Annotated in this window: 23 protein-coding genes; 12 read left to right on the top strand and 11 right to left on the bottom strand. The window is 63.6% G+C overall.

Features of this window, described 5'->3' with window-relative positions:
* Positions 1 to 179: 179 nt before the first annotated feature.
* The 4 genes from VSX60_RS15670 to VSX60_RS15655 all read left to right on the top strand — a co-directional run bounded on the left by VSX60_RS15670 (position 180) and on the right by VSX60_RS15655 (position 4,178).
* Positions 180 to 1,220 (top strand): flagellar motor protein MotA, encoded by a 1,041-nt coding sequence (locus VSX60_RS15670; protein WP_327625189.1) that lies wholly within the window; start codon positions 180 to 182, stop codon positions 1,218 to 1,220.
* A 3-nt stretch (positions 1,221 to 1,223) separates the two neighbouring features.
* Positions 1,224 to 2,252: a peptidoglycan -binding protein gene (locus tag VSX60_RS15665; protein ID WP_327625188.1), complete on the top strand. Its 1,029-nt coding sequence runs from the start codon at positions 1,224 to 1,226 to the stop codon at positions 2,250 to 2,252.
* Between the two features lie 168 nt (positions 2,253 to 2,420).
* The gene (locus VSX60_RS15660) at positions 2,421 to 3,677 is read left to right on the top strand and encodes a PQQ-dependent sugar dehydrogenase (RefSeq protein ID WP_327625187.1); all 1,257 of its coding nucleotides are present in this window, start codon (positions 2,421 to 2,423) and stop codon (positions 3,675 to 3,677) included.
* Positions 3,678 to 3,839: 162 nt separating this feature from the next.
* The gene (locus VSX60_RS15655; protein WP_327625186.1) at positions 3,840 to 4,178 is read left to right on the top strand and encodes a c-type cytochrome; all 339 of its coding nucleotides are present in this window, start codon (positions 3,840 to 3,842) and stop codon (positions 4,176 to 4,178) included.
* 25 nt (positions 4,179 to 4,203) lie between these two features.
* Here the strand turns inward: VSX60_RS15655 and VSX60_RS15650 are convergent, their stop codons facing one another.
* On the bottom strand, positions 4,204 to 6,009 hold the full coding sequence (locus tag VSX60_RS15650) for an ABC transporter transmembrane domain-containing protein (protein WP_327625209.1): 1,806 nt from the start codon (positions 6,007 to 6,009) through the stop codon (positions 4,204 to 4,206).
* Between the two features lie 198 nt (positions 6,010 to 6,207).
* Between VSX60_RS15650 and rpmE the strand changes: the two genes are divergently transcribed.
* A complete protein-coding gene (gene rpmE, locus VSX60_RS15645; protein WP_327625185.1) occupies positions 6,208 to 6,429 on the top strand; it encodes a 50S ribosomal protein L31 in 222 nt (73 codons plus the stop codon).
* 109 nt (positions 6,430 to 6,538) lie between these two features.
* Here rpmE and VSX60_RS15640 read toward each other — a convergent pair whose 3' ends face one another.
* The gene (locus VSX60_RS15640; protein WP_327625184.1) at positions 6,539 to 7,441 is read right to left on the bottom strand and encodes a LysR substrate-binding domain-containing protein; all 903 of its coding nucleotides are present in this window, start codon (positions 7,439 to 7,441) and stop codon (positions 6,539 to 6,541) included.
* A 121-nt stretch (positions 7,442 to 7,562) separates the two neighbouring features.
* Between VSX60_RS15640 and VSX60_RS15635 the strand changes: the two genes are divergently transcribed.
* Entirely contained in the window at positions 7,563 to 7,841 is a 279-nt protein-coding gene (locus VSX60_RS15635) for a hypothetical protein (RefSeq protein WP_327625183.1), read from the top strand.
* Positions 7,842 to 7,980: 139 nt separating this feature from the next.
* Here VSX60_RS15635 and rcdA read toward each other — a convergent pair whose 3' ends face one another.
* Positions 7,981 to 8,496: a protease adaptor protein RcdA gene (gene rcdA / locus VSX60_RS15630; RefSeq protein ID WP_327625182.1), complete on the bottom strand. Its 516-nt coding sequence runs from the start codon at positions 8,494 to 8,496 to the stop codon at positions 7,981 to 7,983.
* Between the two features lie 386 nt (positions 8,497 to 8,882).
* Between rcdA and VSX60_RS15625 the strand changes: the two genes are divergently transcribed.
* On the top strand, positions 8,883 to 9,890 hold the full coding sequence (locus VSX60_RS15625; RefSeq protein WP_327625180.1) for an NAD(P)H-quinone oxidoreductase: 1,008 nt from the start codon (positions 8,883 to 8,885) through the stop codon (positions 9,888 to 9,890).
* Between the two features lie 57 nt (positions 9,891 to 9,947).
* On the opposite strand, the gene VSX60_RS15620 is transcribed toward VSX60_RS15625, so the two are convergent.
* Positions 9,948 to 10,406 (bottom strand): Lrp/AsnC family transcriptional regulator, encoded by a 459-nt coding sequence (locus VSX60_RS15620; protein ID WP_327625208.1) that lies wholly within the window; start codon positions 10,404 to 10,406, stop codon positions 9,948 to 9,950.
* A gap of 122 nt (positions 10,407 to 10,528) precedes the next feature.
* On the opposite strand from VSX60_RS15620, the gene rocF reads away from it, so the two are divergent.
* On the top strand, positions 10,529 to 11,464 hold the full coding sequence (rocF, locus tag VSX60_RS15615) for an arginase (RefSeq protein ID WP_442873110.1): 936 nt from the start codon (positions 10,529 to 10,531) through the stop codon (positions 11,462 to 11,464).
* Between the two features lie 2 nt (positions 11,465 to 11,466).
* A complete protein-coding gene (locus VSX60_RS15610) occupies positions 11,467 to 12,525 on the top strand; it encodes an ornithine cyclodeaminase (RefSeq protein WP_327625179.1) in 1,059 nt (352 codons plus the stop codon).
* Positions 12,526 to 12,541: 16 nt separating this feature from the next.
* Here the strand turns inward: VSX60_RS15610 and VSX60_RS15605 are convergent, their stop codons facing one another.
* From VSX60_RS15605 to VSX60_RS15595, 3 genes are all read right to left on the bottom strand, one after another.
* Positions 12,542 to 12,895, bottom strand: a complete 354-nt coding sequence (locus VSX60_RS15605; protein WP_327625178.1) for a DsrE/DsrF/TusD sulfur relay family protein — start codon at positions 12,893 to 12,895, stop codon at positions 12,542 to 12,544.
* A gap of 71 nt (positions 12,896 to 12,966) precedes the next feature.
* Positions 12,967 to 13,722: a DUF1499 domain-containing protein gene (locus tag VSX60_RS15600; protein WP_327625177.1), complete on the bottom strand. Its 756-nt coding sequence runs from the start codon at positions 13,720 to 13,722 to the stop codon at positions 12,967 to 12,969.
* Positions 13,723 to 13,806: 84 nt separating this feature from the next.
* Entirely contained in the window at positions 13,807 to 14,679 is an 873-nt protein-coding gene (locus VSX60_RS15595; protein ID WP_327625176.1) for a sterol desaturase family protein, read from the bottom strand.
* 93 nt (positions 14,680 to 14,772) lie between these two features.
* On the opposite strand from VSX60_RS15595, the gene VSX60_RS15590 reads away from it, so the two are divergent.
* Together VSX60_RS15590 and VSX60_RS15585 are read left to right on the top strand one after the other, a co-directional pair.
* A complete protein-coding gene (locus tag VSX60_RS15590; protein WP_327625206.1) occupies positions 14,773 to 15,435 on the top strand; it encodes an ArsR/SmtB family transcription factor in 663 nt (220 codons plus the stop codon).
* 176 nt (positions 15,436 to 15,611) lie between these two features.
* Positions 15,612 to 16,061, top strand: a complete 450-nt coding sequence (locus tag VSX60_RS15585; RefSeq protein WP_327625175.1) for a cupredoxin domain-containing protein — start codon at positions 15,612 to 15,614, stop codon at positions 16,059 to 16,061.
* Here the strand turns inward: VSX60_RS15585 and VSX60_RS15580 are convergent.
* Positions 16,054 to 16,386, bottom strand: coding sequence for a hypothetical protein (locus VSX60_RS15580; protein WP_327625174.1), 333 nt, complete (start codon positions 16,384 to 16,386; stop codon positions 16,054 to 16,056). The genes VSX60_RS15585 and VSX60_RS15580 overlap by 8 nt on opposite strands.
* Before the next feature lie 44 nt (positions 16,387 to 16,430).
* On the opposite strand from VSX60_RS15580, the gene VSX60_RS15575 reads away from it, so the two are divergent.
* Complete coding sequence (locus tag VSX60_RS15575; RefSeq protein ID WP_327625173.1) at positions 16,431 to 17,129, top strand: DUF1013 domain-containing protein; 699 nt, start codon at positions 16,431 to 16,433, stop codon at positions 17,127 to 17,129.
* Between the two features lie 84 nt (positions 17,130 to 17,213).
* Here VSX60_RS15575 and VSX60_RS15570 read toward each other — a convergent pair whose 3' ends face one another.
* The 3 genes from VSX60_RS15570 to VSX60_RS15560 all read right to left on the bottom strand — a co-directional run bounded on the left by VSX60_RS15570 (position 17,214) and on the right by VSX60_RS15560 (position 20,786).
* Positions 17,214 to 18,005, bottom strand: coding sequence for an SDR family NAD(P)-dependent oxidoreductase (locus VSX60_RS15570; RefSeq protein WP_327625172.1), 792 nt, complete (start codon positions 18,003 to 18,005; stop codon positions 17,214 to 17,216).
* 119 nt (positions 18,006 to 18,124) lie between these two features.
* Positions 18,125 to 18,934, bottom strand: coding sequence for an SDR family oxidoreductase (locus tag VSX60_RS15565; protein WP_327625171.1), 810 nt, complete (start codon positions 18,932 to 18,934; stop codon positions 18,125 to 18,127).
* Positions 18,921 to 20,786: a glycoside hydrolase family 15 protein gene (locus VSX60_RS15560; protein WP_327625170.1), complete on the bottom strand. Its 1,866-nt coding sequence runs from the start codon at positions 20,784 to 20,786 to the stop codon at positions 18,921 to 18,923. The genes VSX60_RS15565 and VSX60_RS15560 overlap by 14 nt, the downstream gene beginning before the upstream one ends.
* Between the last annotated feature and the right edge of the window lie 180 nt (positions 20,787 to 20,966).

The raw sequence follows: 20,966 nt of genomic DNA, 5'->3' as shown, positions 1-20,966 counted from the left end.
CCGTCGCGGACGTTTGAAAGTGCCGTATTATTCCTTATCCTGCTTCAGGGATCTGGCCGGAATGCGAACCGGTCGACTCACGAGGACGCGGGGCAGCGGTACGAGGCGCCCGGGCCGGCTCGCGGAAGCGGTCGAGGCCGGTGGCCGTGCCAACTGCCGCAGGAGTTGATTGGAACGTAATGCAGGTCTTCAGTTCGCCGAACGACAAGACGGTAAGACCGGACGATTTCGACCCGAATCGGCTTTCGAGTCCCATGGTGTTCTTGTGGTCGATGCTCGTGTTCCTGGCACTCGCCGGGTTCGTCGCGGCGATCCTCAGCCGTCAGATTTCTTCGGCCTTCGCCACCAATCCCGGGCTAAACGGTCTGATCATCGGCGTCCTCGCCGTGGGTATCTTTCTGGCGATGCTGCAGGTCCTGCGCCTGGCGCGGGAGGTGCGCTGGGTCAACGCCTATCGCGAGGGCGCGGCGGATTTCGAGACGCTGAAGGACCCGGTGCTGTTGGCGCCGATGCGCGGGCTGCTCGGTCGGCGGCGATCGATCTCGCTGTCGACCCATTCGATGCGCTCGATCCTCGATTCGATCGCGACTCGCCTCGACGAGACCCGTGACATCGCCCGTTACCTGATCGGCCTGCTGGTCTTCCTGGGCCTGCTGGGAACATTCTGGGGTCTGTTGCGCACGATCGGATCGATTGGCGCGACGATCCAGGGGCTGGATCCCGGCGCCGGCGATACGGCGAGTGTCCTCGACTCGCTGAAAGCCGGTCTCGCGGCTCCGCTGTCCGGCATGGGAACGGCCTTTTCCTCATCGCTGTTCGGTCTGTCCGGCTCGCTCATCCTCGGTTTCCTCGACCTGCAGATCGGCCGCGCCCAGAACCGCTTCTACACCGAGCTGGAGAACTGGCTCTCGTCGGTGACCGACGTCGGGTCGGACATGGTCCTGGCGCCGCATGCTGGCCAGAGTCCCGCCCAAGGCGAGCAATTGCGGGCCCTGTCGGATCAAGTCACCAAGCTTGTCCAGGACCAGGGCGCCAGCCCGCGCACCAGCGCCGCCATGGCCAATCTCGCCGAAAGCATTCAGGGGTTGGTCACGCACATGCGCAGCGAGCAGCAGCTCTTGCGCGATTTCGTCGAGACGCAAGCCGGCGAGCAGCGCGAGTTGCGCCAGGTGCTCGACCGTCTTTCCCGCCAGATCGGCGACATGAGCAAGGACCGCTGAGCGATGGCGCTGGCGCGTAACCGCAGGAGCGAACGCACCGTCGATTATTGGCCGGGCTTCGTTGACGCGCTGTCGACGTTGCTTTTGGCGATCATGTTCCTGCTCTCGGTCTTCGTACTGGTGCAGTTTCTGCTCAGCCGCGAAATCTCGGGCAAGGACGAGGTGCTCGACCGGCTGAACACGCAGATCAATGAACTGACGCAGCTCTTGGCGCTCGAACGCTCGACCGGCCAAGACTATCAGGATCAAATCGCGACGCTGCGCGCCTCGCTGTCCTCTACGGAAACGGAAAAGAGCCGGCTGCAACGCGCGCTGGAATCGGACTCCGGTTCGGCTGCGGCGGCAAGCGCCGAAGTCGAGGGTCTGCAATCTGCCCTCGACGACGAACAGCAGTTCTCCCAGCGAGCGCGATCGCAAGTCGAATTGCTCAATCAGCAATTGTCGGCCCTGCGCCAGCAGATTGCGGCCTTGGAGAACGCGCTCGGCGCGTCGGAGAGCCGTGATCAGGAAAGCCGAACCAAGATCGCCGATCTCGGCCGCCGTCTCAACGTGGCATTGGCGCAGCGGGTGCAGGAATTGTCACGTTATCGTTCGGATTTCTTCGGGCGGCTGCGGGAGATCCTGTCGGACCGCGAGAATATCCGCATCGTCGGCGACCGTTTCGTTTTCCAGTCGGAGGTGTTGTTTCCCTCAGGCTCGGACGTGTTGCAGCCGGCCGGCACCGAGGAGATGGCCAAGCTCGCCACGGCGATCAAGGAGCTGGCGCGCGAGATTCCGTCCGACATCAACTGGATTCTCCGCGTCGACGGACACACCGACAATATTCCGATTACCGGTGGCCGCTTCGAGGACAATTGGGAACTCTCGACCGAGCGGGCCGGAGCCGTGGTGAAATATCTGATCAGCCAGGGCGTGCCGCCAGAGCGGCTGGCAGCGACTGGCTTCGGCGAGTTCCAGCCGCTCGACACCGACGATACGCCCGAAGCGCGTGACCGCAACCGCCGTATCGAGCTCAAGCTCACCGAGCGCTAGAACGCCCCGCACAGCCTCCGGCGTGTCGTAACCGCGTGCGACTGCCCCGAGTCGCTGTCGTTACAAGTGTAACGATTGACGATGCCGCCGCAGCCATGCGAGCCTTTCCTCGAAGGGAAGGGCACCCCTTCTTGAGGACCGCGCATAAAGCGCGGCTGGGAGGAAAAATTGAAACATCTATTACTCAGTAGCGTGGCCGCGCTCGGCCTGATTGCTGCGACACATGCGGTCGCTCAGACTGCCGACAATATGGAAAAACTCCAAGGGATGCAGACGACCGGCACCTCGATGGATTTCAAGACCATCGAACAGACCGGTGAATACGCGGATCAGCTGCGCAAGAATCTCGAAAGCGTCAAACTGCCGGACGGGTTCAAGATCGAACTCTATGCGGTCGTGCCGGATGCGCGGCACATCGCCATCGGGTCGCAGGGCGTTGCCACCTTCGTGGGCACGCGCAAGCAGAACGTCTGGGTGGTCACCGATCGCGACAAGAACCGCGTCGCCGACGAGGTCAAGGAGTTCGCCCCGTCGATCGATTTTACCATTCCCAATGGCGTCTGCTTCTCCAAGGACGGATTCCTTTACATCGCCGAGCAGAACCGGGTGCTGGTGCTGCCGGCCGCCGAGTTCTTCTATGAAAGCCCGGATGTCGCCGTCGGAATCGTGGTGGAACAGGGCAAGCTGGTTCCGACATCGGAAGAGTCGTTCAACCACACCGCCCGTGTCTGCCGGATCGGCCCGGACGACAAGCTCTACATAGCGCTCGGGCAGCCATTCAACGTGCCGCCGCCGGAAAAGGCGGATCTCTATCAGCGCGAGGGCATTGGGGGGATCATCCGCATGAACCGAGACGGCTCGGGCCGTGAGGTTTATGCCACCGGTATTCGCAATTCCGTCGGTATGCAGTTCAACCCGGCAAATGGCGATCTCTGGTTCACCGACAATCAGGTCGACGGCATGGGGGACGACATTCCTCCCGGCGAGCTGAACCGCAGCACGGGATCGGGTCAGAATTTCGGCTTCCCCATCTATGGCGGCGGCAGTGCGCGCACCAACGAGTACAAGGATGCCGAGTTGCCGACCGACGCGGTCATGCCGGAAGTCGAGATGGTCGCGCATGCCGCCGACCTCGGCATGGACTTCTACACTGGTACAAGCTTCCCGCGTCAGTATCGGGGCGGCATCTTCTCGGCTCAGCATGGCTCATGGAACCGCACCGAACCGGTGGGCGCGCGCGTCATGTTCACTCCGGTCAACGATGACGGCACAGCCGGGGAAACGGAAGCCTTCGCGGAAGGCTGGCTGACGCCGAGCGGCGAATATATCGGCCGGCCCGTCGACGTGGAGGTGATGAAGGACGGATCGCTGCTGGTCTCCGACGATCTGGCTGGCGCGCTCTATCGCATCTCCTACGAGAAGTAGGGAATGCCGACTTGAAAACCGGGCGGTCGTCAGGCCGCCCGGGAACTTGCGTGGAGGGCGCACGTTCCGCCCCGCGAGCTATGCGACGAGGACGTCGCTACGATATCGTTTTCAATTGAGGCGCCTGGATAAATTTTTCGCGCCCTTTTCCCGGAATTCCCCATGATCAATACCGTGACCTGGATCCTCTCGGTGCCACTTTTTCTGGCGAGCTTCGTCCTGCCTGGGCAGGCGGGGGAACTGGCAGCCGGTAAGGACAAGGCCGGCATGTGCGCGACGTGTCATGGGCTCGACGGCATCGCTAAGGCGCCGAATGCGCCCAATCTGGCCGGGACGAATGTTTTCTATATCACCGAACAGCTGAAAGCCTTCCGGTCCGGCGCGCGCCAGCACCAGCAGATGTCGATCATCGCCCAGGGCCTCAGCGACGAGGACATCGCGGACCTCGCCGCCTGGTATTCGGCGATCGAGGTCACGGCGACGATGCCGGCGGTCGAATAGACGGGCACCGCTCGGCCCGCCTTCGCTACTCCGCTGCGCCGAGCAGCGTCCCGGCATGACCGGCCTCAAATTGCAGGCGGGCGAGGCGGGCATAGATTCCGTTCTTGGCAATCAGCGAGGCATGGGTGCCTTCCTCGACGACCCGCCCGCCGTCGAGTACCAGAATACGGTCGGCCTTGAGGACGGTGGCAAGGCGGTGGGCGATGACGAGCGTCGTGCGCCCCTCCATCAGCTTTTCCAGCGCCTTTTGCACGAGCTTCTCGCTTTCCGCGTCGAGCGCCGAGGTGGCTTCGTCCAGTAGCAGAATCGGTGCATCGCGCAGGATCGCCCGGGCGATCGCGATGCGCTGGCGCTGGCCGCCCGACAGAGTGATGCCGCGCTCGCCGATGGTCGTGCGATAACCGTCCTCCATCGCCTCGATGAAGCCGTCGGCCAGCGCCGATTTCGCGGCCGCTCTGATTCGATCCTCGGAGGCGTCCGGGTCGCCAAAGCCGATATTGTCCGCCGCGCTCGCGGCGAAAATCGTCACGTCCTGCGGCACGAGCGCGATGCGCTGGCGCAGATGCTCGAGATCGGCTTGCCGCGCATCCACGCCGTCGATGAGAATCCGTCCGGCATCCGGATCGTAGAAGCGTTCGATCAGCGAGAAGATCGTCGATTTTCCGGCGCCCGACGGGCCGACGATGGCAACGGTCTCGCCATGCCGGATCGTGAAGGACAGGTCGTGGACGGTCGAAACGCCCGGACGGCTCGGATAGGCGAAGCTGACGCGCTCGAACACGACTTCGCCGCGCGCCGGGACCGGCAGCGCGACCGGATCGCTGAGCGACTGCACCGCCGCCTCCTCGCCGAGCAGTTCGGTCAGGCGCTCGGCAGCGCCGGCGGCCTGGGCGAGTTCGCCCCAGACCTCCGACAGCTGGCCGAGCGCGCCGGCGGCGAAGACGGCATAGAGCAGGAACTGGCCGAGCGTGCCGCCACTCATGGTCCCTTCCGCCACCTGCTGGGCGCCGATCCACAGGACCGCGACGACCGAGGCGAAGATCAGGAAGATCGCGAAGGCGGTGAGAAAGGCGCGTGCCTTGATCGAGGAACGCGCAGCTTCGAAGGCCCGGTCGACGGCCGAGGAGAACCGACCGCTCGTCGCCGCCTCGCTGGTGAAGGCCTGGACGGTGCGCACGGCGCCGATCGCCTCCGTGGCATAGGCGGTGGCGTTGGCGAGCGTGTCCTGAGCGAGGCGCGAGCGCCGGCGGACCGAGCGGCCAAAGGCGACGAGCGGCAACACGATCAGCGGGATCGCGCCGATCACGATCAGCGACAGGCCGGGGCTCGTCACGATCATCATCGTCACGGCGCCGAAGAAAAGGATGACATTGCGCAAGGCGAGCGACGCGGTGGAGCCGACGGCGGATTTGATCTGCGTCGTATCGGCGGTCAGCCGCGAGATGATTTCGCCGGTCAGCGCCTGATCGTAGAAGCTGGGCGACAGCCGCGTCACATGGGCAAAGAGGTCCTTGCGAAGGTCCGCGACGACCCGTTCGCCCAGCGTGATGACGAAGTAATAGCGGCCGGCGCTGGCCACGGCGAGGAGGGCGGCGAGCACCAGGAGCATGCTGAAATAGGTATCGATGAAGGCGGTGTCTGATGCCGAGAAGCCCTTGTCGATCACGCGCCGCACGGCCAGCGGCAGCGACAGGGTCGTCAGCGCGGCCATCGCGAGGAAGAACACCGCGCCGGCGACCTTGCCCTTGTAACGCTTCAGATAGGGAACCAGCCGTGCCAGGGGTCTCAGATTGCGTCGCTTCCGCTCTGTCTCGCGGTCGACCGGTGTCATTTCGCGCAAACGCGCCTCCCCTTTATGCGTGGCTCCGGTCGCCCCTTGTGCCCCTGCCGGCCCTCATGTATAGGCTCCTCCTCGAATTTGGAAGCGATTGCGCCGACCCTTTCCCCACGGCAATCGAGTCGCGCAAGCGGCTTGGCCGCCTCGGCGTCGGCGTGTCGGAGAAGCCGGCAAGACCAAGGATCGAAGACGATGAAGAAAGAAATTCACCCCGATTACCACGCGATCACCGTGGTGATGACCAATGGTACCGAGTATCAGACTCGCTCGACCTGGGGTTCGGACGGCGACAAGATGAATCTCGACATCGACCCGACCAGCCATCCGGCCTGGACAGGCGGCAACCAGCACCTTCTCGACCGCGGCGGCCGCGTGTCGCGCTTCAAGAAGCGCTACGAAGGCCTCGGCATGTAATCTGTCGCTTGCGGCTGGAGCATTGCTCCGGTCGTGGCAACGACATCGGCCCGGCCGCGATGAGCGCGCCGGGCTTTTTGCGTCAGGTCAGTCGGCGGAGAGGTTCTGCTCAGGCGAAGATGCGCGTCTGGCGGTCGGAAAGATCGCGAAAGCTCTCTGACACATGCTGTGCCAGAGCATCGGCCGCCGGACCGACGCCGTCCCGCTTCATCATGAAAACGCGATAGCTGCCGAGCGGCGGCAGGCGTTCCGGATCGTTCAACCGGGCCAGGGTCGACGACAGCACGCTCGCGGGCAGGGGGGCGATCGCCAGATCGGCTTCGACGGCCGCAATCTGGCCCTGACAAAGCTCGCTTGAATAGGCGATGCGGTAGTCCCTTCCGACGCTGTCCAGCGCATCGAGCGCCCGACCGCGCCAGGAGCAGCCCGGATCGGCCAAGGCCAGAGGCAGGGGCGTCTGCTCGGCCGCGCGGCCATTGCGCAGCCCGACCCAGACAAGCGCCTCGCTGTAGATCTCCTCGCTCGAAGAATTGGGTTTGTCGCCGCAACTGACGATCGCCACGTCCAATTCTCCCGCTGCGCAGCGACGCCGGAGTTCGGCACTGCAATCGAGCCTGACATCCACGGCCACCTGCGGATGAGTCGAGGCGAAGCGCTTCAGAATGCCGGGAATGGCGAAGATGCCCGAATCGTTCGGCGCGCCGAAACTCACCCGCCCCTCGATCTGCGGAACCAGGAAGCGCGCCATCGCCTCGTCGTTCAGCCGCAAGAGCCTGCGCGCATAGCCGAGCAGCATCTCGCCGTCGCCGGTTGGCACGACGGCTCGCGGCTCGCGGCGAAACAACGCGCGGCCGACCATGTCCTCCAGCTTCTTGACCTGCAGGCTGACGGCCGACGGCGTGCGGTGCACGAGCTCGGCGGCTCTGGAGAAGTTTCCGCTTTCACAGATGGCGACGAAGGTGCGGGCCAGATCCATGTCGAGATTGGGTAGCGATGCCAGGGGGCGGCTCATGGCGGATTCCTCGCGAATGGATTTTTCTATTCTAAAAACTCATAGTAAGTCTTACATCTTCTCGTTCGACTCATCAATAGCGTTTCGGCAGGGTGTGGTCTCAGGACAAAAGGAGACCACCATGCTGCGATCCGCATTTCTTCCCAAACACGTCGACGAGGCTTCCGCACAGACGTCAACGAACGGCTTCGCCTGGTTGCGTTCATGGAGTTTGGAGCGCCGCCGCCAGCGGCTGCGGCGCGAGGCCTTCGATACCTTGCTCAGGGTCGATGCCGACATCCTTGAAGACGTCACAGGGCTCCAGCGCAAGCAGCTGGAACACGCCGCACGCCTGCCGCTGTCGATCGATGCGCTGAAAGCGCTCCGCTCGATGCAAAGGCAGGAGCCCGATTCTCAATAAAGGTGGCAGAGGATCCTTCGTGCGTCCGAACGGCGCACGAAGCTCTCATACGGACGTGAGAGGCTTTCTTAGGCGGACTGAGGGGCGTCCCCAGATCAGCGTCCCCTCACCGACCATTGCCCAGACCCGCTGAGAGCGGCTAGCCGTGGAACGCGGTCTTCAGAAGATTGATCTGCTCGCCGACCGGGTTGTTCCCGTCCGTATTCTCGCGGGAGACGTCGCCGTAGATCTCGCGGTCGAGCATGGCGATTCGGCGTTCCAGCCTGAGGGCGCGCTCGACGAGGCCGCGGAAAGCCTCGGGAAGTTCGCCATATTGCGGCGAGTCCTTGGCGCTACCCAGGCCTTCGAGCCGAACCTTGACCTTCTCGGCTTCGACCTGCGCGCGCGACATGTCGCCCTGGTTCGCCGCGCGCTGGAGCAGCAGCCAGGATGCCACTTGCATCAGACGCGTGGTCAGGCGCATCGACTCGGCCGCATACAGCGTCGCTGCAAGTCGGGACAGCGCCTTGGCGTCGGTCCGCCCGTCGCTGTCGAGATAGACCGCCGTTTCGTCGACGAGCGTCATGCCTTCGTTGAACAGCGGCTGGAAGGACCGCGAGAAGGCGAGGTGCTCAGCCAGCCGAATGGTGTGGTCGTCGTCTTTCGAACCAGTCATCTGAATCGTCATCGGCTGCGACGGTCCCCCAAGTGTAAAATTGATCTCTCGGCAGGCCGCGATACCGAAGGCATCCTGCGTCGTCAAAGGGTGCGGCGAGAGCGGCCGGTTTGCAAGCGAACTCCCGCACAATTGTTAATTCCGGTTAACGGGTGAATCGCCGGCAAAAAAAAGAGCCGCAGCGAGCGGCTCTCAGGAGTTTACAACAGGGAGGCGTCAAACGAGGCGGGAAGCCGCTTCGTCTATCCATCAAGCTGCCAATGCATCAATCTGGACCGGGATTAGTTAAACACTGGAAACCTTACCTGAAGATTAATCCGCGCCCGCCCTCGCAAGATTTTCTCTACCTTTGCACCTGAACCCGACACATGGAGACATCAAGACTCATGACGATTCCCCAGGAAATGACAGCGGTTCTCCTCGATGGGTTTGGTGGCCCCGAGGTGTTGAAGGCCGGACAGCGCCCCGTCCCGACGCCGGGACCGGCCGAGATCCTGATCGCCGTCGAGGCCGCCGGGGTCAACCGACCCGACGTCTTGCAGCGCCAGGGCGCCTATCCGCCGCCGCCGGGCGCGCCGGACTGGCCGGGACTGGAGGTGGCCGGCACGGTGGTCGCGCTCGGGGAGGGGGCAGGTCGGCACGGGTTGGGCGACCGGGTCATGGCGCTCGTCCCTGGCGGCGGCTACGCCGAATACGCAACCGTTGCCGAAACCAACGCCATCGCGGTGCCGGGCGCCCTGTCGATCGAGGAGGCGGCGGGCGTTCCGGAAACCTTTTTCACCGTCTGGCATAACGTGTTTCAGCGCGGCGGCCTGAAGGCGGGCGAGAGCTTCCTGGTCCATGGCGGTACGTCCGGCATCGGCACCACGGCGATCCAACTCGCCAAGGCGTTCGGTGCCACCGTTTTCGCGACGGCGGGCAGCGACGACAAATGCCGCGCGGCCGAACAGCTTGGCGCCGAGCGATGCATCAACTACCGCAGCGCCGATTTCGTCGAGGTATTGCGCGAGGCGACCGGCGGGCGCGGCGTCGATCTCACGCTCGACATGGTCGGCGGGGATTACACCAACCGCAATCTCGCCGTAGCGGCCGAGGACGGCCGCATCGTCCAGATCGCGTTCCTCAAAGGGCCGGAGGTTCAGATCGATCTCAATCTGGTGATGCGCAAGCGGCTGACGCTGACCGGTTCAACGCTGCGCAACCGCTCGATCGCGTTCAAGGCCGCCATCGCGCGGGACATCGAAGAAAAGGTCGGTCCGCTTTTCGCCAATGGCAAGGTGAAGCCGCTGATCGACACGCTATATCCGCTCGTCGACGCCGCCAAGGCACACCAGCACATGGACGAAGATCATGTCGGGAAGATCATCCTGACGACGCGGCATTCGAAAGGCTGATATCTCGTGAATAATCGGGGCGCCGCGATCCGCGGCGCTCCGGCCCCGCAGCGCCTGTCAGGTCGGTGGTCTGGACGCCAAGGCGCTTGCCTTGCTGCTGCGCTGGGTGGCGAGATAAAGGCTCGTCTCGCTGGCGACGATGCCGTCGATCAGGCGCAGGCGTTTCAACGCCTCGTCGAGATCGGCCAGGGTTTCGGTGCCGAATTCGACGATCAGATCCCACCGCCCGTTGGTGGAATGGATGGTCTGGATTTCGGAAAAGCCCCGGAGACGCGACACGATCCGCTCGTTTCCCTTGCCTTCGATTTCGATGAGCGTGATGCCGCGAACCGGCATTTCGGTGGCATCGCCTCTGAGCACCACGGTGAAACCGAGGATTTCGCCGCTCGCGACGAGCCGCTCCATGCGGGAGCGGATCGTGGCGCGGGAGACGCCGAGCTCCGCCGCCAGATCGGAAATCGCCATGCGGGCATTCCGGCGCAAGGCGCCGACGATTCTTCGATCGGAGTCGTCCATTTCGGAATTTTTGCTTGCCATTTCGCGAAGTTTCCTGCCCGTTTTGATCAGTTTTTAGCATTGTCGTCGCCATCCGATCCAGATCGAATATCCGGACTGAATTCTTTCGGATTGCGACCCAGATGACATCCCAACGCTCTATCGCCCTGATCGGCGCCCCGGCCGATACCGGCGGTGCCTATGCCGGTTGTCTGATGGGACCGGACGCCTTGCGGACCGCCGGCATCGTCGGCGCACTCTCGGAGTTGGGGCACCGGGTGGAGGATCTGGGCAATTTCCATGCGGTCGCCGGCGAATCGAAATCCCACTCCAACGCAACGGTTCATGATCTGGCCAGCTATGCCGCCCTTATCGCCATGCTCGGGGACGTCTGCCGGCAATCGCTCGACGGCGACCATGCCCCGATCTTCATGGGAGGCGATCATTCGATTGCCGCCGGAACCCTGCCGGCTATCGCTCGGCGGGCCAGGCAGGAGGGCCGCGAGCCATTCGTGCTCTGGCTTGACGCGCATCCGGACCTGCACACGCTCGACAGCACTAGAAGCGGCAATCTGCACGGAACGCCGGTCGCCTATGTCACCGGAGCGCCGGGGTTCGAGGGGGCGGTTCCGGCCCTCGACGAGCCGATCCGGCCGGACAACATCTGCATGATGGGTATCCGCTCGGTGGACCCGGCCGAGCGCCTGCGCATCGTCGAGACCGGCATCACCGTTCACGACATGCGGGCGATCGACGAATTCGGCATCGCGGCGCCGTTGCGCGCCTTTCTGGAGCGGGTACGCGCGGCGGACGGCCGCCTGCACGTCAGTTTCGACGTGGATTTTCTCGACCCCGAGATCGCGCCGGCCGTCGGCACGACCGTTCCCGGCGGCGCCACCTTTCGCGAGGCCCATCTGGTGATGGAAATGCTGCATGACAGCGGCCTGGTCTCATCGCTCGATATCGTCGAACTCAACCCCTTTCTCGATGAACGCGGCCGCACCGCGAAATTGATCGTCGACCTCGTCGCCAGCCTGTTCGGCCGGCAGGTCCTCGACCGCCGCACCAGGAGCTACTGACCATGACCGCCAAACCGCCGAAGAACATCAACATCGTCCCCTTCGTCAGCGTCGACAACATGATGAAGCTCGTCCTCAGCGTCGGCGTGGAGACGTTCCTTCAGGAGCTGGCAGGCTTCATCGAAGCGGATTTCCGGCGCTGGGACCTGTTCGACAAGACGCCGCGCATCGCCTCCCATTCCGCCGAGGGCGTGATCGAGCTGATGCCGACCAGCGACGGCGAGGTCTACGGCTTCAAATACGTCAACGGGCATCCGAAGAACTTCAAGGAAGGCCTGCAGACCGTCACGGGGTTCGGCGTGCTGTCGCGGGTCGACAACGGCTATCCGGTGCTGTTGTCCGAAATGACGATCCTGACGGCGCTCAGGACGGCCGCGACGTCAGCCATGGCCGCAAAGTATCTGGCACCCAAAGGGGCCGAGTGCATGGCGATCATCGGCAACGGGGCGCAGTCGGAATTCCAGGCAATGGCCTTCAAGGCGCTGCTCGGGATCGACAAGTTGCGGCTCTTCGACATCGACCCGGCGGCGACCGAGAAGTGCCTGCGCAACCTTTCCGGCAAGGGCTTCGAGATTGTCGGCTGCGCCAGCGCGGAAGCCGCGGTCGAGGGGGCCCAGATCATCACGACCGTGACCGCGGACAAGCAATACGCGACCATCCTGACCGACAACATGGTCGGGTCCGGTATCCATATCAATGCGGTCGGGGGGGACTGTCCCGGCAAGACGGAGCTGCACAAGGACATCCTGCTGCGCTCAGATATTTTCGTCGAGTATCCGCCGCAGACCCGGGTCGAGGGGGAGATCCAGCAGTTGCCGGGCGATCATCCGGTGACGGAGTTGTGGACGGTGATCGCTGGCGACGCGGTCGGCCGTCGGGATGCGCGTCAAACGACGCTGTTCGATTCGGTCGGCTTCGCGATCGAGGATTTTTCGGCGCTTCGTTATGTGCGCGAGAAGGTGGCATCGACGGCGTTCTTCGACCGGCTCGACATGATCGCCGATCCGGATGACCCGCGCGATCTGTTCGGCATGGTGCTCAGGGCCGACAAAGCCGCGTAATCCGCACCAAGGAATCTCAGAACACCAGGACCTTGTCCGCGGCCAGCGTGGCCTCGGCCAATTCGTTCATCGTGCTGCGCGTCGAGCAGTCGATCACCTCGTCGTCGGACAGGCCGCGCGCATCCATGCAGGTGCCGCAGAGCAGCACCCGCCCATTCGCGCTGAGAACCCGGCGGAGCATGCGCTCCATGTTGTAATAGCCGTCGGGCGTCTTCTGCCCCTTCTTCGCACAGATGACCGCGTCGGCCATGAGGAACACCGTCACGGTGCCCTCCGGGTCGTGCTTGGCCAGCGCATGGGCCATGCGCAGCCCGTTGAAGCTGCGTTCGGTGCCATAGGGCGGGTCGTTCAGGATGAGAAGATGTTGCATGTCGGTTCGCTCCGCTTGACCAATCTCCCGGACCGGGAAGGTGCCGCGCCATCGTCCGGCGCGGCGTGGGCTCAAGGCCGGACGTCGCCGGACCGCTCTTTCAGTTCGGTAAGGACCGCGCGGATCCGTTTCGCGTTCACTCCCCGATCGAGGCGCCCAGTGCGCGAGCGCGAGCGGACGTCGATGATCGCGCCGCCGTCCGAAGGCGTGACGCGGATGATGACCTCGTCCTTGAAGTCGTAGAGGAAACTGCCGGCGACGGCTTCGATCCGGCCATCCTCGGGCTCTTCCGCGACGATCTCCCAGCCTTCGTCATCGACGAGCTCGCGAGCCAGGGAAAAGGCCTGGTCGGGCGTGACCGTCAGCGCCAGGGGCGCCAGATCGGGGTAGGCCGCGCGCTGCAACTCGGCGACCTCTCCGCCCGGATAGTCGGTCGGCTTGGGCATGTCCCAGAAAACCGGCGGGTCCTCGATATCGGTGCTAACGTCATTGATCGGCGGATAGGCCCGGGTGGCGTATTCCCACTCTGCCGCCATCGCGACCACCGGCAAGGAGGCCGCGAGACCGAGAAGCCCCACCAGAAAGCCGCGCCGCTCGCCGCCGGGACGCGATCGCGCGAGGCCGATGACCGAGAGTACGAGGCCGAGCGCCGCCGTATAGGCCGCATAGGTCGAGATGTTCAGCGCGGTCGTGACCTGCCACCAGCCATACCGGTAGCCGATGCCTGATAGCGCGATCCCGGCGATCGCGCCCAGGCCGAGCGCGAAGCCGGTGAGCGCGGTTCGGGACCACGGTCTGTCGCCGCGATGTCCTGTGGTCTCATTCATGCGTCGTTCCTCTGATGGGGTTGGCCGGTGCCGGGAGAAAAGCCTGTCGGCGGCCGCTCGATAGGCCCGCAAAAGTCGAGCCGATCACGGCCAATCCGCGCGGGGGCCCTCCTCGGCCTTTTCCCCGCGCTTCCGATTGATTGCGTAGCCGCTTGCCGGTCCCTTGACCGGCTGGATCAGCATCCGGTCGAGCCAGAGATCGCGACGGGTGCGAAACTGCTCGATGCCGATGGTCATGGCTTCGTGGCCATCCCTCGGCTGTGCCTTGTAGGTTCCGAGTAGTCGGTCCCACCACGGCACGTTGAAACCAAAATTGCTGTTGGTCTCGCTCGGGTGGATGGAGTGGTGGACCCGGTGCATGTCCGGCGTCACCACGAACAATCGCAGTACCCGGTCGACGGCCAGCGGGATGCGGATGTTGCTGTGATTGAACATGGCGGTGCCATTCAAGAGCACTTCGAAAATCAGCACCGCCACCGCCGGTGGCCCGAGCGCGGCGACGACCGCCAGCTTGATCCCCATCGACAGAAGGATTTCGACCGGGTGGAAGCGCAAGCCGGTGGTCACGTCGAATTCCAGATCGGCGTGATGCATCCGGTGCAACCGCCACAGGGCGGGCACGGCGTGGAACATGACGTGCTGCAAATAGATCGCCAGATCGAGCGCCAATATCGCCACGATCACCGCGATCCAGCCCGGCACCTCGAAAATGTTGAACAGGCCCCAGCCGCGCTCCTCGGCGAGAAGCGCGAGGCCGACCGCGACGATCGGAAAGGTGAGGCGGACGAGGAGCGTGTCGACGACGACGACGCCGAGATTGTTGGTCCAGCGCAGGAGGCGGGGAATTTCCCCCCGCCGCCGCGGCGCGGCAACCTCCCAGAGCGCCATGGCGAGCAGGATGCCGAGGAAGATCGACGTGCGGATGAGCGGTTCGTTTGCCAGAAGGGACTGGGTCATGCGGCCATCCTTTGCGCGAGTGGCTTGTTTTATGATCCGCTTCGCATTACATTCAAACGAAGCTTTGAATGATATAGTGAGAGCGTGGCAGTGATGTCAATCGGCCCGAAGCAGGCCCTCTATGCGGAGTTTGCGGTCGTGGCGAAGGCGCTCGGCTCGCCTCATCGGCTGGAGATGCTGGAGCATCTGGCGCAGGGCGAGCGAAGCGTGGAAGGGCTGGCAGCGCGGGTGAGGCTGCCGCTTGCCAATGTCTCGCATCATCTCCAGCAGATGAAGCGCGCCGGCCTGGTCGCGGCGCGGCGGGACGGCAAATTCGTGCGCTATCGTCTCGCCGACGACGCGGTGCTCGATCTGATGGCGGCGCTTTCGCGGCTGGGGACGCGAACCCTCGACGAAGTCGCACAGATCCAGCGATCGTATTTCGACGCGCGGGACACGCTTGAGCCCGTGACGCGCGAGGAGTTGGTGGCCCGCGCAAGCGACGGCCGGGTCACTGTCCTGGATGTCCGCCCGGCGGACGAGTTCGCCTCCGGCCATCTGCCGGGCGCGATCAACGTCCCTCCCGGCGAGCTGGAGGCGCGGCTTGGCGAACTCGATCCGAGCCATGAAATCGTCGCCTATTGCCGCGGTCCCTGGTGCGTCTTTTCCTTCGAGGCAGTCGCCGCGATGCGTTCGCACGGGCTTCTAGCCCGCCGCCTGGAAGACGGCTATCCCGAATGGAAAGCTGCGGGGTTGCCGATCGAGGTCGGCGCCTAAACCGCGCCGCGATCGTATAGCCGCGGCCGCGCGCACGCGCGCCCCAATGCCTCCGAATCCCCTACGGCAGAATGCGGATATCGAATAAACCGAACCACCGTTGATTTGGGTCAATAGTCGCGAGCGCCGTTTGACGTAGCGTTCAAGAGGTGAAGTTATTCGAAGGAGATCATCAGATGAAACGGATTGCAATCCTGCTTCCGGTCGCCGCGTTGTTGTTGTCGTCGGCCGCGCAGGCCGCCGGAGACCTCAGCCGGGCGGACCCAACGGAAATCGTCATCGAAATGGGCACATCCGGTGACAAGATGTATTTCAAGCCGGACCACATCGAGTTGGAAACCGGCAAGGCCTACAAGATCGTGCTGAAAAACGTCGACGACGTGAAGCACGAGTTCGAAGGCCATGAATTCATCGAGAAGATTTTCACGCGTAAGGTGGAAATCACGGACCCGGCCGGAGAGTTGGTCGCCGAAATAAAGGGTCCTGTGACTGAGATCGAAGTCGGGCCAAACCGCGAGGTCGAATGGTTCATCGTACCGGTTCAAACCGGCGAAGATATCCCGGTGGATTGTGCGCTTCCCGGGCACAAGGAAGCCGGCATGTTCGGCACGATCACCATCAAGTGACACTGTCGGCGTTCGTCTCGATCTGAGGCGACCGCCGTCCTTTCGCGTGCCGTGAAAGGCTCCGCGGTTGCGGATCGGCCGAAGGGAGCGCCGCCGTGTCCGTCAGGCGCGGCTGGCCGCAAATCTGCTCTCGATACTCGGCGTCGTCGCCCAGCGTGCTCGCTTGCGGTGCAACCGCAGCGTGGTACTCGGCCGCGCGCGCGGACGTTGCCGCCGCCCCCGCCGCCCCGATCCTCCGATCCTGATAATTCGTTTCGATTTCCTTGCGTCGCCGCGGCGACGCGCCTATAAGGGCGGCCGAATTCCCGGACATGTGGTTGAACATCCACGGCTTGCCTCCCGGGGCAGGCACTAAGGAGGATTGTATTCATGGCACAGCAATTATTGATGCCGAAAGCGACGGCCGTCTGGCTTGTCGACAACACCTCGCTGTCCTTCGAACAGATCGCGGATTTCTGCACGCTGCATCATTTGGAGGTCAAGGCGATCGCGGATGGCGAATCGGCGCAAGGCATCAAGGGGCTCGACCCCGTTATGACCGGGCAGCTATCGCGCGACGAGATCGAGGCGGCGGAGAAGGACCCCAATCGCAAGCTGAAGCTGTCGGCGCCCAAGGTGCGTGTGCCGGAAGCCAAGCGCAAGGCGCCGCGCTATACGCCGGTCTCCAAGCGCCAGGACCGGCCGAACGCGATCCTCTGGCTGGTGCGCAGCCATCCGGAACTGAAGGATCCGCAGATTTCGCGTCTGGTCGGTACGACCAAGAACACCATCCAGCAGATTCGCGATCGGACCCATTGGAATTCCGCTAATCTCCAGCCGATGGATCCGGTAACGCTTGGTCTGTGCACGCAGATCAATCTCGACCTGGAAGTGGAAAAAGCGTCTCGCGGTATCGTGCGGCCGGAAGAACTGGCGGAGGAAGAGCGGCTTTTGTCGGCGTCGCAGACGCAGAATTGGGGCCGCGGCGAAGCCGCCGCCGAGGACGAGGAACTGGATGCGGCCGCGGTGTTCGCCAAGCTCACCTCGATGCGCAGCAGCGAGCCCGAGGACGGCGAGGAGCAGGGCTGAAGCAGTCCGTCAGACCGATCGGAAGAATGACGCGGCGTCGGAGCAATCCGGCGCCGTCGCTTTATGAAGGGACAGTGGCGGTGATCAGTCGTCCTCCGCGACGTTCACCGTATAGTTGAGACCGAGACGGCCGCCATCGGCATAGATCGTTTGCCCGGTGATATAGCTGGCGTCGTCAGACGCCAGGAAGGCGGCGATCGCCGCGATCTCCTCCGGCTGGCCGATCCGGCCCAGCGGCGTGCGTGACAGGATGCGCCGCGAGGCTTCCTTGTCCTCTGCCACAGCGCGCAGCATGTCGGTCATGATCGACCCGGGACCGATGGCGTTGACGCGAATGCCGTGCGGCGCCAGCGACAGCGCCATGACCTTGGTCAACTGATTGACGCCGCCCTTCGAGACCGAATAGCCGACCTGGTCGGCGATCGCGAAGACAGCGTTGACCGACGACATGTTGACGATCGCGCCGGGGGCGCCGCCAGCCTTGACCTTTTCGACCAAATGACGGGCGACCGCCTGGCCGCAAAGGAAGGATCCCTTCAGATTGATGTTCAGCACGCGGTCGAACGCCTCTTCGTCGAGGTCGAGGAAGTCCGCCTTGTGGACGATACCGGCATTGTTGACGAGGATATCGACGTCGCCGAACTGGTCGAGCGCTGCGGCGAGGAGGTTGTGGACATGCAGCCGGTCGGCGACGTTGCAGACGATCGACCGGACCTCGCCGAGTTCGCCGAGTTCGGCCGCGGCGGCGGTGCCGGCCTTTTCGTCGACGTCGGCGATGACGACTTTGGCGCCGTCCTCGAGAAAGCGACGCGAAATCGCGTAGCCGATTCCCTTGGCGCCGCCGGTGACAATCGCAACCTTGCCGTTCAGGGCCATGGCGCTTCTCCTTTTGCTGCGTCGGTCGCGAGCCGTGCGAAACGACGCGATTGAACGCGCCTCCATAGCAGATGCGAAAGGAAAGGGCAGGGCGGGGGTTTTTCCTCGATGCCGGCCGTTCAGCCGTTGCCCTTGAAGCCGGGATACAGCGTCATGCCGCCGTCGAGGAAAATGGTCTGTCCAGTCAGGTAATCGGCCGCGTCGCAGACCATCCAGGCAACGGTGCGGCCGACGTCGACCGCCTCGCCGATCCGGCCATAGGGAATGAGCTTGAGCATCGCGTCGCGGTGGTTCTCGCGCTCATCGGCGTTGATGGCCGTTGCGATGGCGCCGGGCGCGATCGAGTTCACCCGGATCTTCTCGGCCGCGACCTCCTGGGCGATCGAGCGCATGAGCATGTCGACGCCGCCTTTGGAAGCGGCGTAATTGACGTGAAAGGCCCAAGGGATCAACTGGTGAACGGAGGAGTCGAAGACGAGCTTGCCGAGCGCCGGGCTGACGTCTTCGCGCAGTCCCTTCTGGCGGAACCGCCGCACCGCTTCCCGCCCGACCAGGAAAGCGCCGGTCAGATTAACTCCGATCACCATGTTCCAGTCGTCGAGACTCATCTCGGTCAGGGGAGCATCCTTTTGCACGCCGGCGTTGGACACGACGATGTCGATCGGCCCGAGTTCGGTTTCTGCTTCGTCGAACATGGCGATGACATCGGCCTCGTTGGAGACGTCCGCCGCGATTTTGATGGCGCGTCGCCCGAGCGCGCGGACGTCTGCGACGACGGTGTCGGCGTCTTGGTCAGAGCCATAAAAATTGATGACCACATCGGCACCGGCCCGCGCCAGTTCCCGCGCGGTGGCCTCGCCGATACCCGACGAGGAGCCGGTGACGATCGCAGTCTGTCCGGCAAGGCTGTGCAGGTCAGAAGACGCCATCTGGATCCTCCAGCATCTGGAACTCGAAATGGTTCGGGTCTTGTCTATCACCGTTCAACGCGCGATCGAGCCAAATGGCTGCAGAGATCAGCGAAAGATGTGTCAGGCCTTGCGGGAAGTTGCCCAGATGGTCGCCGGCCGAAGACAGCTCCTCCGAATAGAGCCCGAGATGGTTCGCGTAGGTGTGGAGCTTTTCGAACAGCAGCCGTGCCTCGGCGACGTATCCGGTCCGCGCCAATGCCTCGACGTACCAGAACGAGCAGATGGTGAAGGCGCCCTCTTCCCCATCGAGGCCGTCGTGGTTCTCTTCGGTGTTGATGTAACGCTTGACCAGGCAGTCGTGAACGAGATGGCGTTTGACCGCCTTCAGGGTCGACGTCCACATCGGGTCGCGCGGGTTGATGAACTTGACCAGCGGCATGAGCAGTACGACGGCGTCGAGCCCCTTGCTGCCTTTGAACTGGGTAAAGGCGCCGATGTCCGGATCCCAGAATTCCTCGAGAATCGACTGCTGTATCAGGTCGCGCTGGCCGCGCCAGCGAGCTGTGTCGGCGGGCATCGACTGGTCGTTGGCGATACGAATGCCACGATCGAGCGCCACCCAGCACATCAGTCGCGATGACAGATACTCCCGCGGTTCGCCCCGGCTTTCCCAGATGCCCTTGTCGGGCAGGTGCCAATTGTCGCAGAGCCAGTCGAGAATGCCGGACAGCTTCTTCCAGACGGAATAGGCGGGCTTTCCGCGGGCCTTGGATGCGATATAGACCGCGTCCATGAACTCGCCGTAGATATCCATCTGGCGCTGGCTGTAGGCTTCGTTGCCGATCCGTACGGGCTGAGAACCGAAATACCCTTCGAGATGATCGAGATTGGATTCCGGCAGCTGCTCCGACCCGTCCATGCCGTACATGATCTGCAGGCCCGATTCGCCGGTTTCCACGGCCCGAACCATGAGGAAATGGACGAATGCCTCGGCTTCGTCGTAATAGCCGAGGCGTGACAGGCTGTAGAGGGTGAAGGCGGCATCGCGCACCCAGGTGAAGCGATAGTCCCAATTTCGCTCGCCGCCGATCACCTCGGGCAGGCCGAATGTCCCGGCGGCGGCGATCGAGCCGTATTCGGATGAGGTCAGAAGCTTGAGCGTCAGCGCCGATCGCACAACGAGATCACGCCAATAGGTCGGATAGGTGCCGCTCTCGACCCATTCGTGCCAGTAATCGCGGGTTCGGGAGGAGACCTTGGCGACGTAGCCGTCATCGACCGTCGGCTGATCCTTACGGCCGGGACAGAAGACCACGTGACAGGTCTCGTCCTCGGCCAATTGAATGGTTCCGTGAACGTTCTCGCCGTCGATCTCGAGGGGGATTCTCGTATAGAAATAGACAATGTCATTCGACCCCTCCCACCCAACGGTGAAGCCGCCTTCGATCGGCTGGATGACAGGCGCGCGCCGGCCGTAGTCGGGCCGTGGCGCGATCGTCAGCTCGAAGGTGACTGCACCCATGATCGCCTTGGCGCGGCGCACGATGCGGCCGGAGCCGTCGACCGGCATGAAATCACAGACCTCGCCGATGCCGTCATTGTCCAGAAACCGCGTGATCAAAATGTTGGTGTCCGGCAGATACATCTGCCGATGCTTGCGCTCGTCGGTGCCTCCGCCCGCCGTGAGCCGGAAGAAACCACCGTTCTTCGGGTCCAGGAGGCCGGCGAACAGCGTCGGCGCGTCGATGTTCGGATGGCAGAAAAAGTCGATGGTTCCGTCCATGGCGACCAGCGCCAGCGTCCGCATGTCTCCAATCACCCCGTGATCGGCGATGCGGTTGGGAAGCTCGGGCGCGTGCTTTGATGACATCTCTGACTCGTTCGTTTGGGGCTTGTTCGTGGCGGGACATTCTCCACCGCAAAGTGACGTCAATTTCGCGAGCCGCCACCCAAGGAGCGGCTGTGCACGGCAGATGCGGGATTGAATGCCGCCACGCCCCCCGGTACAAGCCGTGCTGGCCTCTTTTGCTATATATCGAAGGAGGCGCAG

The sequence above is a fragment of the Aurantimonas sp. A3-2-R12 genome (assembly GCF_036016755.1).
Lineage (GTDB): Bacteria > Pseudomonadota > Alphaproteobacteria > Rhizobiales > Rhizobiaceae > Aurantimonas > Aurantimonas coralicida_A.
The sequence above is the reverse complement of the archived record's forward strand: the minus strand, read 5'-3'. Positions and strand labels throughout refer to the sequence as shown.